We start from the raw sequence: 12,251 nt of genomic DNA, 5'->3' as shown, positions 1-12,251 counted from the left end.
CCCGAACGCGCCGCCGCTCATCACCTGTAAGGAGTACTCATGAGCGCGCTATTTCTGGCCATTCCGTTAACCATTTTCGTGCTGTTTGTGTTACCGATTTGGTTATGGCTGCATTACAGCAACCGTTCCAGTCGTGGGGAGTTATCGCAAAGCGAACAGCAACGTTTAGTTCAGTTGACCGACGACGCGCAGCGTATGCGTGAACGTATCCAGGCGCTGGAAGATATTCTTGATGCGGAACATCCGAACTGGAGGGATCGCTAATGGGCGGCATTGATCTGAACAAAAAATTATGGCGCATTCCACAGCAAGGCATGGTGCGGGGCGTCTGCGCGGGGATCGCGCAGTATCTTGATGTGCCGGTTAAACTGGTGCGTATTTTAGTGGTGTTGTCGATCTTCTTCGGGCTGGCCTTTTTCACCCTGGTCGCCTACATCATTCTGGCGTTTGTGCTCGATCCAATGCCGGACAACCTCGCGGCTGGCGAACAGCAACCGTCCAGCGGCGAGCTGTTGGATATCGTCGATAAAGAGCTGGCAGCGGGGGAGAAACGCTTGCGGGAAATGGAACGGTATGTCACCTCGGACACGTTTACCTTACGTAGCCGTTTCCGTCAGTTGTAAGTCATTTAAGAGGGCTGAGATGAGCAATCGCTGGCAACGCGCCGGGCAGAAGGTAAGACCCGGAATGAAAATAGCAGGTAAGCTGGTGCTTCTGACCGCACTGCGCTACGGCCCGGCGGGTGTCGCAGGGTGGGCGGTGAAATCCGTCGCCCGCCGTCCACTGAAAATGCTGCTGGCCCTGGCACTGGAGCCATTTTTAAGCCGCATGGCGGCGAAAATATCAAAACGTTATTCCGGAAGTTAATTTCCGCAGTCTTTAATCATTTCCCTTGTCTTTATCTGTAACAGCCCACAGCGTCGATTGTTGGGCTGCTAGCCTTTCTTTTTTCCTAAAATGGTCGTTATCGCCGTCGCTAAAATCCCGATGAGCGGCATGACGCCCGCCCCGGCTAAAAAGTTTTGCTGATCGATCTGTTTTTCCTTGCGGATATCTGCAAAACGGGCAAGCGCCTGTTCTTCATCTGCGGCATTGATCTCTTCAAATTGCTTCTCGTAGCCCTGCTCAGTCAGCCGCAATGCGGTATTCGCGTCGGATCGTTTCACTGTTCTGGTGTGCTGCCCTTTTTGATAAAAACAGAACTCTGGCATAGGGTGCTCCTGACGAAGAGAGAGGGAGTAACGACTATAGCCTCCCAGGAAGAATGCCAGCAATAGTGCACTGATTTTATGCTCATTCGTTTGGTGATTTTCCCGCAGTTCAGGTTTTAGCGATTCGCGCTGTGCGTAGCGGACGGCAAATCAGCACCAGGGCCGCAGCGCTACAGAGCGGAAACAACGCCAGTAAAAGCCAGGGATAAATCGCTTGTGTTGACGGAACAAGCGCATTGTCCAGTAAACGACCAAGCAGCAAATTACCCGCCAGCACTGCGCATCCCCCTGCGGTGGAGAGCGCACCATAGTGTGCGCCCAACGTCGATTCATTGGCGAACTGAGGGATTAAATCCTTTGCCGACGGTACCAGCAGCATCTGGCCCAGCGTTAATAGCGTGACCAGACAGACTGACGGTATTAACCGTAATCCTCCCTGCGGCGGTTCTGTCGCGGCAAAAAAGGCCACACTCGCAAACGCGGCGGAAAGCAACAAAAACCCCACAGGCAGTATCCTGACGGCACCAACCCGTCTCGCGACACGCGCGAGCGGAAGCTGAAATAAAATAATCAGTACCGAGGCCAGCATAAAGAGTGGACCGAGGTCCTTTTCACTGCCACCCGAACGCTGGAGCTCCACCGGCAAAGCCAGGTAGAGTTGGTTGTAGCTCAACAACCACGAACTGTAGGCGATGATAAAGGCAACGAAGCGAGGCTGACGAAAGGTCGTCCACCACGGGAGAATGTTGAGCGTCTGTTTGTTGTGGTCAGAGGCAGGCAGGAAGAAGTAGAGAACGATTAACGCGATAAGAAACACACCGGCCCCAGCCAGCGCGATTTGTCGAAAACCGATCCCCGTCATCAGCGCACCCATCGCCGGGCCGAGTACCGCGCCAAGCTCCCCACAAACCGCAAACAGGGCAAACCATTCCGCACGGCTGCGCTTTCCGCGGGCTTCGCTTTGCGTGCCTGCTTTTGCCAGCAAGGCTTCAATTGACGGGGAGAACAGCGCACCGCCGATTCCCGTCAGACACGCGCCCAGAATGATGGGGCCCAGCGATTGTCCATAGGCCAGAAGCAGATAGCCCAGAACACGAACCATACAGCCGAAGAGGATGACAATTTTTGCCCCGAAACGATCGGAAAGGGCGCCGCCAACAATAAACATTCCTTGCTGTGAGAAGGTGCGCAATCCCAGCACCAGCCCAATAAGTCCACCAGAGAGCAGCATATCGTCACGCAGAAAGAGGGCGAGAAATGGCACGACCGCGTAAAAACCGATATTAAAGGCAAACTGGCTGCCCAGCAGAACAGGCGGGCGGAGGGTTGTGGCTGGTCGCAGGGACCACGCAGAGAGACGCATTACACGGCCTTACACCAGGAAGTGGATATGTTTTTTGCCATGGAAAGGCGAGATTTCGATTCGGGTCTTAACCCGGAAAACGTCCCAAAGCAGTTCCTCGCTCAGAATGTCCTGCGGCGTTCCCGTTGCCACAATCTGCCCGCGTTGCATAACCATCAGCGAGTCACAGAACATAGACGCATGGTTGAGATCGTGGATAGCCACAATGCTGGTCACTGGCAGCTCACTGATCAGATGCATTAATTGCATTTGATGGTGAATGTCCAGGTGGTTGGTGGGTTCGTCCAGTAGAATTTCGGTGGGGGCTTGCGCCAGCGCACGGGCGATATGTACCCGCTGGCGTTCACCGCCGGATAAACTGAGCCAGCCTTGTTCGCATTTTTCCAGCATATCAACCCGCTGTAAGGCCGCGTTGACCGTTTCGTCGTCGTGTGTGCTCCAGTTAGAGAAGGGGGAGTGATGGGGAATGCGGCCAAGTTTTACGACATCACGCACGCGCATGTTTGCATCGGTCATGCCGTGTTGTTCAACGAAAGCTACCCGACGGGCAAGTTGCTTTTTGGGTATACGGGATAGGTTTTTGCCGTCCAGCGTCACGTTGCCGATATCCGGGCGACGTAATCCTGCCAGGATGCGTAAAAGTGATGATTTCCCACAACCGTTTGGTCCAAGTAATCCAACGGTCTTACCGGGCGCGACGTTGAGCGAGACATTGTTGACGATGACCTTTTTACCGACTTTCCAGGTCACATTTTCAGCGGCGATACTCATCACTTATTCCTTGAGCGGTAAATGATCACGGCAAAGAAGGGGACACCGACCAGGGCGGTTACCACGCCAACCGGCAAACTTTGCGGCGCTATCAATAAACGCGACGCGATATCCGCCAGCACCATCAGGATCGCGCCAGCAAGTGCGCTGGCAATAAGCAATGTGCGATGCAACGGCCCAAAGAAGAAGCGCATGACATGTGGAACCACCAGCCCTACAAAACCAATTGAGCCAGCCATGCTGACGATAGTGGCGGTGATGAACGCGGTGGTGGTGAAAAGGGCAAGACGTACCCAGGGAACAGCAATCCCCAAAGACGCGGCGGCATCATCGCCAAAGGTAAAGGCATCCAGCGCGCGCGAATAGTAAAGGCATATTGCCAGTCCGGTCAGTACCACAATCAACGCTAACTGGAACTCAGGCCAGCGTACGCCGCTGAAACTGCCCAGCAGCCAGAACATCACGTCGCGAGCCTGTTGCGCGCTAGCGGAGGTGCTGATGGTATAAGCCGTGATGGCATTGAAGAGCTGGGAAGCCGCCACGCCAGCCAGAATAGTTCGTTCGTTACCCCCTCGCGCGCCGTTTGTCAGAAAGGCGACAAAGGCAAAGGCTGCAAATGCCCCGGCAAATGCGCCAGCAGAGAGGGAGACCGCGCCCGTACCAATCCCCAAAACAACAACGGAAACCGCACCGGTTGATGCGCCCGCAGATACCCCTAACACATAGGGTTCCGCCAGTGCATTCTTCAACAGACTTTGCAGTACTGCACCACAGATTGCGAGACCCGCCCCACAGCATGCCGCGACCAGCGCGCGGCTCAGGCGAAAGTCCCAAATCACACTTTCATAGATGCGGCTGAGCGGGATATCGGTGAGTCCCATTCTGTTGCTGATGGCGTAGAAAACGTCCCGCAGCGGGATAGACAACTCACCCACGCTGACCCCAGTGGCAATCGTGAGAAACAAAAGCAGGATAGCGAGTAAACATGAGCTGGTAAGAAGCAGACCCTGTCGTGTCTGAAGTACCGCAGATGTCATCAGTTCAGCCCCAGTTTTCTGAGCTGCTCGCCAACCTGTTCAGCACCGTAAAGGGTGCGGATAGTCGGGTTCATCGCCTGACCGTCCATAACCACAATATGGCCTTTTTTCACGGCGTCTAACTGACTGACGGCAGGATCGCTTTTCAGGAATTTGATTTTCTCTTCAGCGTTATCAAGCGCCCAGCGGTTACGGTCAAGGCTGGATACCACAATGACGTCCGGGTTGGCTGCGATAACGCTTTCCCAACTCACCGTCGGCCATTCTGTCTCAGAGGTGATGGCGTTGTGTCCACCCAGCACGTTGGCAATGAACCCGGAAGCACTGTTTTTACCGCCGACGTAAGCATCGGCAGAAGGGGATGCGCTGGAGAACCAAAAGACAAAAGAGAGATCTTTCTTGCTGTTACCGAACTCCTGGCGGAGATTGGCTTCACGCTTTTTAAAATCGGCAATAACAGCCTGACCTCTGTCTTCCACATTGAAAATCTTTGCGAAATCTTCAATTTCTTTATAGAGATAGGTCATATCCCACAGGGTCTGACGACTGCCATATAAATCGCCGGCCGCTTTCTTTGTGGCGCACATGCCTGGCGATAAATAGCTGTTTACGCCGACGGTAAGCAAATCTTCACGTTTTGCTACCTTACTTTCTGGCCCTAATAACAAAGGTAACTGTGCGGGAACGAAATCCGGGTTTTGCGCAAGGATGGATTCAAGAGTGGGAATTTCTACCGTGAGCGTTTTGATTTTGGCATTTTGTTCAGCCAACTGAGGCAGCACTTTGGTCGGCCAAAATGCACTGGCGATCACGTTATTCTGCAAACCTAGCAGCAGCAGAATCTCAACGGTATTCTGCCCGAGAGCCACGACGCGTTCAGGCGCTTTGGTGAACGTTTCAGTGTATCCACAGTTCTCCAGAGTCAGTGGATAGGTCGTTGCCTGAGCAGCACTGACGGATGCGAACACCATGCCGAATGCGCAAATGACTTTTTTCATTAACCGCTACCCTTCATTCAAATTATTATTAATGCAAATGAAACTCATTATTGAAGCGGGGTTTTATACAATGCAATATATTTGGTGTCAATGGGAGACATTGTCTGGCGCGGGATGAACAGGGGGACGGATAAGAATCGGGTAGAGAAATAAACATTATGAAATTTAATTTAAAATAATGCTTTATTTGTGCGGCGTTGCTGATAACGCATCGTCCTGACGTATTCATGCCATTAAACCGCTTTCCAGGTGTAACGGTGTCGCACCTGCTTTTCCAGGACCACAACACGGTTGATAATCAACGACCTGCCCCCACAATAAAGGTATGCGTTATACTTTTTTCTGGTCTTCAGGCATAACGGGATGGCGATGAAGAGACTCACCAATGAATTCAATGCGCTGGTTAATCGCGGCGTAGACCGACATTTGCGCCTCGCGGTCACCGGGCTGAGCCGGAGCGGAAAAACCGCATTTATCACGGCAATGGTTAACCAATTATTGAATATCCATGCCGGGGCGCGATTGCCGCTGCTTAGCGCGGTGCGTGAAGAGCGCCTGCTCGGGGTGAAGCGGGTTCCCCAGCGAGATTTTGGCATTCCCCGCTTTACCTACGATGAAGGGCTGGCCCAGCTGTATGGCGATCCGCCGACGTGGCCGACGCCAACCCGCGGGGTCAGCGAAATTCGCCTGGCGCTACGCTATAAATCCAATGATTCTCTGCTGCGTCACTTCAAAGAGACGTCGACGCTGTATCTGGAGATTGTCGATTATCCCGGTGAATGGCTGCTCGACCTGCCGATGCTGGCGCAGGATTATCTGAGCTGGTCACGGCAGATGACCGGGTTGCTTACCGGACAGCGGGCAGAATGGTCGGCGAAATGGCGACAACTGACGCAAGGACTGGATCCGCTGGCTACCGCCGATGAGAATCGCCTGGCCGACATCGCGGCGGCGTGGACAGAATACCTGCATCAGTGCAAACAGCAGGGGCTGCATTTCATCCAGCCAGGGCGGTTCGTGCTGCCTGGTGATATGGCTGGCGCGCCGGCACTGCAATTTTTCCCCTGGCCGGATGTGGACGCGTGGGGGGAATCCAGACTGGCTCTGGCGGATAAACACACCAACGCCGGGATGCTGCGCGAACGCTTTAACTACTACTGCGAAAAGGTGGTGAAGGGGTTCTATAAGAACCACTTTTTGCGCTTCGACCGTCAGATCGTGCTGGTGGATTGTCTGCAACCACTCAACAGTGGGCCGCAGGCGTTCAACGATATGCGCCTTGCACTAACCCAACTGATGCAAAGTTTCCATTACGGACAGCGCACGTTGTTTCGTCGGCTGTTTTCTCCGGTGATAGACAAGTTGCTGTTTGCTGCCACCAAAGCGGACCACGTGACTATCGACCAGCACGCCAATATGGTGTCGCTGTTGCAGCAGTTGATTCAGGACGCCTGGCAGAACGCGGCGTTTGAGGGGATCAGCATGGATTGTCTGGGGCTGGCTTCCGTCCAGGCAACCACCAGCGGGTTGATTGACGTTAACGGCGAGAAGATCCCGGCGCTGCGCGGAAATCGCTTAAGCGACGGATCGCCCCTGACGGTCTACCCCGGCGAAGTGCCGGCACGACTGCCGGGACAGGCGTTCTGGGACAGTCAGGGATTTCAGTTTGAAGCTTTTCGACCACAAAAGATGGATGTCGATAAGCCACTGCCGCACATTCGCCTGGATGCCGCGCTGGAGTTTTTAATAGGAGATAAATTGCGATGAGCGAACCGATAAAACCGCGGATTGATTTTGCCGGTCCGCTTGAAGTCGAGCAGAACCCGGCTTTTAAAGCGCAACAAACGTTTAGCGAGACGCAAGCCCAGTCCTTTGCCCCGGCCACCGTCGATGAGCCTCTGGAAGAAGAGGGGCAGGCCGAAGCGGTAATTGATGCGGCGCTGCGCCCGAAGCGCAGTTTGTGGCGCAAGATGGTGGTGGGCGGTCTGGCGCTGTTCGGCGTAAGCGTGGTTGGACAGGGCGTACAGTGGACGATGAACGCCTGGCAAACGCAGGACTGGGTGGCGCTCGGTGGCTGCGCGGCCGGGGCGCTGATTATCGGCGCGGGCGTTGGATCGGTGGCAACCGAATGGCGACGCCTGTGGCGTTTGCGTCAGCGTGCGCATGAGCGCGATGAAGCGCGCGACCTGCTGCACAGTCACGGTGCCGGAAAAGGACGGGCCTTCTGCGAGAAACTGGCGCAGCAGGCCGGAATCGATCAGTCGCATCCGGCGCTACAGCGCTGGTACGCCTCGATTCACGAAACGCAAAACGATCGCGAGGTGGTCAGCCTCTACGCCCATCTGGTTCAGCCGGTGCTCGATGCCCAGGCGCGGCGCGAAATCAGCCGTTCGGCGGCGGAGTCGACGCTGATGATCGCGGTCAGCCCGCTGGCGCTGGTGGATATGGCGTTTATTGCCTGGCGCAATCTGCGACTGATTAACCGTATTGCCACGCTGTACGGTATTGAGCTGGGCTATTACAGCCGTTTGCGTCTGTTCCGTCTGGTGTTGCTCAATATCGCCTTTGCCGGGGCCAGCGAGCTGGTGCGGGAAGTGGGGATGGACTGGATGTCGCAGGATCTCGCCGCGCGCCTGTCGACCCGTGCCGCGCAGGGGATTGGGGCAGGGCTGTTAACCGCGCGACTGGGGATCAAAGCGATGGAACTTTGCCGTCCGTTGCCATGGATAGATGATGACAAACCGCGTCTGGGGGATTTCCGTCGTCAGCTGGTCGGTCAGCTCAAAGAGACAGTGCAGAAAAACGGTTCTTCGCGAGAGAAATAATGTTGTCGCAGGCGTTGACCGCGTAACTTTACGCCGAACCGCCTGTTTTTCCGTCATGCTGTCAATATTTGTTGACAGAATCCTTCCTGCTTCCCCATTCCTGGCTTATCATCTTATCTATAGCTCATTATTCAGGTGAAGGTCCCCCCATGCGTCTGGAAGTCTTTTGTGAAGACCGACTCGGTCTGACTCGCGAATTACTCGATTTACTGGTGCTACGAAGCATAGATTTGCGCGGTATCGAGATTGACCCCATCGGGCGAATCTACCTTAACTTTGCCGAACTGGAGTTCACTAACTTCAGTAGCCTGATGGCTGAAATCCGCCGCATTGCGGGCGTTACCGACGTACGCACCGTGCCGTGGATGCCGTCAGAGCGTGAACATCTGGCGCTCAGCGCGCTGCTTGAGGCGCTGCCTGAACCCGTCCTGTCACTGGATCTGAAAAGTAAAATTGAGATGGCGAACCCGGCGAGTTGCCAGCTCTTTGCGCTAAACCCGGAGCGAATGCGCAACCACACCGCCGCGCAACTGATAAACGGTTTTAACTTCCAGCGCTGGCTGGAGGGCAATCCGCAGACCTCCCACAACGAACATGTGGTGATCAACGGGCAGAATTTCCTGATGGAAATCACGCCGGTCTTTCTGCAAGGGGAAGCTGACGAAACCATGCTCACCGGGGCGGTGGTAATGCTACGTTCAACCATTCGGATGGGGCGTCAGTTGCAGAATCTGGCGACCCAGGATGTGAGCGCTTTCAGCCAGATCATCGCCGTCAGCGGCAAAATGAAACACGTTGTTGAACAGGCGCGCAAACTGGCAATGCTGAGTGCGCCGCTGCTGATTATCGGCGATACCGGCACCGGTAAAGATCTGTTTGCCCATGCCTGTCATCAGGCCAGCCCGCGTGCGGGTAAACCGTATCTGGCGCTCAACTGCGCCTCGATTCCTGAAGATGCGGTGGAAAGCGAACTGTTCGGCCATGCGCCGGAAGGCAAAAAAGGCTTCTTCGAGCAGGCGAACGGCGGTTCGGTGCTGCTTGATGAGATTGGCGAAATGTCGCCACGTATGCAGACTAAACTGCTGCGGTTCCTCAATGACGGCACGTTCCGCCGGGTGGGGGAAGATCATGAGGTCCATGTCGATGTGCGTGTGATCTGCGCGACGCAAAAGAATCTCGTTGAACTGGTGCAGAAAGGACTGTTCCGCGAAGATCTCTATTATCGCCTTAACGTGCTGACGCTGAATTTGCCGCCGCTGCGCGATTGTCCGCAGGATATCATGCCGCTGACCGAACTGTTCGTGGCGCGTTTTGCCGATGAACAGGGTGTCCCGCGCCCCAAACTGGCTGCCGATCTCAGTACGGTGTTGACCCGCTACGGCTGGCCAGGCAACGTGCGTCAGCTGAAAAACGCCGTCTACCGGGCGCTGACGCAGCTTGAAGGTTACGAGCTGCGGCCGCAGGATATTTTGCTGCCGGATTACGATGCGACGACGGTTGCAGTCGGTGAAGATGCGATGGAAGGTTCTCTGGATGACATCACCAGCCGCTTTGAGCGCTCGGTGTTAACCCAGCTGTACCGCAGTTATCCAAGTACGCGCAAGCTGGCGAAACGTCTGGGGGTTTCTCATACCGCGATTGCGAATAAGCTGCGCGAATATGGCCTGAACCAGAAGAAGGGTGAAGAGTAAAAAAAATGCCTCCAACATGGAGGCATTTTTGTATGCCGGGATGACTTACGCTTTCAGCAATTCCAGTGCGGCGGCATAGTCAGGCTCGTTAGTGATTTCATTCACCAGTTGGCTGAAGATGACATTGTCACTTTCATCCAGAACCACCACCGCGCGAGCGGCCAGGCCTTTCAGAGGGCCTTCAGTGATTTCAACGCCGTAGTTTTTCAGGAACTCAGCGTTACGCAGCGTGGACAGCGTGATAACGTTGCTCAGACCTTCTGCGCCACAGAAGCGGGACTGAGCAAACGGCAGGTCCGCAGACACACACAGTACGACGGTATTGTCGATTTCAGTGGCCAGTTGGTTAAACTTACGTACCGATGCCGCGCAAACGCCGGTATCGATGCTCGGGAAAATGTTCAGCACTTTGCGTTTGCCTGCAAACTGGCTCAGTGCGACGTCAGACAGATCTTTTGCCACGAGGGTAAAAGGCTGCGCTTTGCTACCCGCTTGAGGAATGGAGTTGGCGACTGCAACCGGGTTGCCCTGGAAATGAACGGTTTGTGACATGGTTATCTTCCTGTTTACATATAGTTAACGTCACAGCTAGTTTATGCCAACAGCCAATAACACGGCAAACGCTATTTCGGTGTAGCGCACAAACCACCACGTCATGGTTTAAGGAGAAAAAATGCGTTCTGTGAAGGTATACGAGGAAGCCTGGCCGTTACATACCCCCTTTGTGATTGCCCGTGGCAGCCGCAGCGAGGCGCGTGTCGTGGTGGTTGAACTGGAAGAAGAGGGCGTGAAAGGGACGGGCGAGTGCACGCCCTATCCGCGCTACGGGGAAAGCGATGCGTCCGTGATGGCGCAAATCATGAGCATAGCGCCGCAACTGGAAAAAGGACTGACCCGGGACGCGCTACAGAAACTGCTTCCCGCCGGCGCGGCGCGTAACGCGGTTGACTGTGCATTGTGGGATCTGCATGCCCGTCAGCAACAGCAAACGCTGACGGAAACGCTTGGCGTGGCGTTGCCCGAGACAATTGCCACTGCGCAGACCGTGGTGATTGGCACACCGGAACAAATGGCGGCCAGCGCGGCGGCGCTGTGGGAAGCCGGCGCCAGAGTGTTGAAGGTGAAACTGGACGATCGGCTGATCAGTGAACGCATGGTGGCGATTCGGTCTGCGGCACCGGAGGCGACCCTGATTGTCGATGCCAATGAGTCATGGCGGGCGGAAGGGCTGGCGGCACGCTGTCAACTGTTAGCCGATCTCGGCGTGGCGATGCTGGAACAACCGCTTCCGGCGCAGGATGACGCGGCGCTGGAAAATTTCATCCATCCGCTGCCGGTCTGCGCGGATGAGAGTTGTCATACCCGTAGCAGCCTGAAAGCGCTGCACGGGCGCTATGAAATGGTCAATATCAAGCTGGACAAAACCGGTGGACTGACCGAGGCGCTGGCGCTGGCTGCCGACGCGCGCGAACAGGGATTTGCGCTGATGCTGGGTTGCATGCTTTGCACGTCACGGGCGATTACAGCCGCATTACCGCTGACGCCGCAGGTCAGTTTTGCCGATCTTGATGGCCCTACCTGGCTGGCTGTCGATGTCGAGCCCGCGCTGCACTTTACGACCGGACAACTTCATCTTTAGGATGCCAGCGCAGGAGCGTGGACATCGCCTGTAGATATTTCTCGCTGGCCTCATCGGATGAGATCGGCGGAAATTCCGCAGTGATGCAGTGTAATTCCAGGTCCGCACACCAACTGCCGAAAGAGCCGGGCGTTTCGTAACCCACGCTGGTCACCAGCGGCAGTTCGAACGCCTGCGCCAGCCATTCACCGAGTTCACTGCTTTTGGGATCTTCAATGCAGGCCAGCGGGTCATGGAAGGAGACGACCCACGCGGGGTGAATGCGATGAATCAACTGACATAGCGCCTGAGTTTCCGGTTCCGAACCCGGATGCTCTCCCGTCAACAGCACCACGTCACGCGCTTGTGCAGCGCTGTTCCAGCGATAAACCGTCTCCCCGGCTTTCCAGTTGGCTGACGGAAAATTGCGATTGAGATCGACGCCGTTGGCATTCGCACGTAAACCTAGCTGACAGCCGTCCGGGTTTACCGCGAGGATCACATGGTGGCGGCGCAGTGACGGCGTCAGCGTGCGCAGCGCGCAGGAGAGCGTGACCACCGACGCGTTTTCGTCACCGTGCGTTCCCGCAATAATCAAACCACTGTCGCGACTGGCGGCGGAAGCCGGAAACCAGATCAGCGGAGCCCCCAACAGTGAACGTCCATAATGTTCGGTTCCTGGCGGAAAGGCGCCGCGTTGTGCACGAGGGCGGGTAACGGTCATAAGCGTCTCTGAA

14 protein-coding genes are annotated in these 12,251 nt (G+C 55.5%); 7 read left to right on the top strand and 7 right to left on the bottom strand.

Going from position 1 to position 12,251, the window contains the following annotated elements:
• Positions 1-39: 39 nt before the first annotated feature.
• The 3 genes from pspB to pspD are packed head-to-tail and all read left to right on the top strand — an operon-like array spanning position 40 to position 867.
• Positions 40-264: an envelope stress response membrane protein PspB gene (gene pspB / locus OGY35_RS21175; protein ID WP_042318763.1), complete on the top strand. Its 225-nt coding sequence runs from the start codon at positions 40-42 to the stop codon at positions 262-264.
• Positions 264-623, top strand: coding sequence for an envelope stress response membrane protein PspC (pspC, locus tag OGY35_RS21170; RefSeq protein ID WP_046480991.1), 360 nt, complete (start codon positions 264-266; stop codon positions 621-623). The genes pspB and pspC overlap by 1 nt, the downstream gene beginning before the upstream one ends.
• Positions 624-642: 19 nt before the next feature.
• Complete coding sequence (gene pspD, locus OGY35_RS21165; protein WP_152404430.1) at positions 643-867, top strand: phage shock protein PspD; 225 nt, start codon at positions 643-645, stop codon at positions 865-867.
• Between the two features lie 68 nt (positions 868-935).
• Here the strand turns inward: pspD and OGY35_RS21160 are convergent, their stop codons facing one another.
• The 5 genes from OGY35_RS21160 to eitA form a co-directional block, all read right to left on the bottom strand.
• Positions 936-1,211: a hypothetical protein gene (locus tag OGY35_RS21160; RefSeq protein WP_286633382.1), complete on the bottom strand. Its 276-nt coding sequence runs from the start codon at positions 1,209-1,211 to the stop codon at positions 936-938.
• A gap of 109 nt (positions 1,212-1,320) precedes the next feature.
• Entirely contained in the window at positions 1,321-2,574 is a 1,254-nt protein-coding gene (locus OGY35_RS21155) for an MDR family MFS transporter (protein ID WP_286633381.1), read from the bottom strand.
• 9 nt (positions 2,575-2,583) lie between these two features.
• A complete protein-coding gene (gene eitC / locus OGY35_RS21150) occupies positions 2,584-3,345 on the bottom strand; it encodes a siderophore ABC transporter ATP-binding protein EitC (RefSeq protein WP_152404437.1) in 762 nt (253 codons plus the stop codon).
• On the bottom strand, positions 3,345-4,382 hold the full coding sequence (locus OGY35_RS21145; RefSeq protein WP_152404439.1) for a FecCD family ABC transporter permease: 1,038 nt from the start codon (positions 4,380-4,382) through the stop codon (positions 3,345-3,347). Before OGY35_RS21145 ends, eitC begins: the two co-directional genes overlap by 1 nt.
• Positions 4,382-5,380 (bottom strand): siderophore ABC transporter substrate-binding protein EitA, encoded by a 999-nt coding sequence (gene eitA / locus OGY35_RS21140; protein ID WP_286633380.1) that lies wholly within the window; start codon positions 5,378-5,380, stop codon positions 4,382-4,384. The genes OGY35_RS21145 and eitA overlap by 1 nt, the downstream gene beginning before the upstream one ends.
• 369 nt (positions 5,381-5,749) lie before the next feature.
• Between eitA and OGY35_RS21135 the strand changes: the two genes are divergently transcribed.
• The 3 genes from OGY35_RS21135 (at position 5,750) to tyrR (ending at position 9,896) form a co-directional block, all read left to right on the top strand.
• Positions 5,750-7,147 (top strand): YcjX family GTP-binding protein, encoded by a 1,398-nt coding sequence (locus OGY35_RS21135; RefSeq protein ID WP_286633725.1) that lies wholly within the window; start codon positions 5,750-5,752, stop codon positions 7,145-7,147.
• Positions 7,144-8,205: a YcjF family protein gene (locus tag OGY35_RS21130; RefSeq protein WP_286633379.1), complete on the top strand. Its 1,062-nt coding sequence runs from the start codon at positions 7,144-7,146 to the stop codon at positions 8,203-8,205. Before OGY35_RS21135 ends, OGY35_RS21130 begins: the two co-directional genes overlap by 4 nt.
• Positions 8,206-8,354: 149 nt before the next feature.
• Positions 8,355-9,896 (top strand): transcriptional regulator TyrR, encoded by a 1,542-nt coding sequence (gene tyrR, locus OGY35_RS21125; protein WP_178827403.1) that lies wholly within the window; start codon positions 8,355-8,357, stop codon positions 9,894-9,896.
• A 45-nt stretch (positions 9,897-9,941) separates the two neighbouring features.
• On the opposite strand, the gene tpx is transcribed toward tyrR, so the two are convergent.
• Positions 9,942-10,448, bottom strand: a complete 507-nt coding sequence (gene tpx, locus OGY35_RS21120) for a thiol peroxidase (RefSeq protein WP_286633378.1) — start codon at positions 10,446-10,448, stop codon at positions 9,942-9,944.
• A 121-nt stretch (positions 10,449-10,569) separates the two neighbouring features.
• Between tpx and ycjG the strand changes: the two genes are divergently transcribed.
• Positions 10,570-11,535 carry an L-Ala-D/L-Glu epimerase gene (ycjG, locus tag OGY35_RS21115; protein WP_286633377.1) on the top strand — a complete coding sequence of 322 codons (966 nt, stop codon included), beginning with the start codon at positions 10,570-10,572 and terminating at the stop codon, positions 11,533-11,535.
• Here the strand turns inward: ycjG and mpaA are convergent.
• Positions 11,510-12,238: a murein tripeptide amidase MpaA gene (mpaA, locus tag OGY35_RS21110; RefSeq protein WP_152404453.1), complete on the bottom strand. Its 729-nt coding sequence runs from the start codon at positions 12,236-12,238 to the stop codon at positions 11,510-11,512. The two genes, ycjG and mpaA, sit on opposite strands and share 26 nt — an antisense overlap.
• Positions 12,239-12,251 lie beyond the last annotated feature (13 nt).

The organism is Citrobacter sp. Ct235, from assembly GCF_030332305.1.
In the GTDB taxonomy this organism is placed as follows: Bacteria; Pseudomonadota; Gammaproteobacteria; order Enterobacterales; family Enterobacteriaceae; genus Citrobacter_A; species Citrobacter_A telavivensis.
The sequence above is the reverse complement of the archived record's forward strand: the minus strand, read 5'-3'. Positions and strand labels throughout refer to the sequence as shown.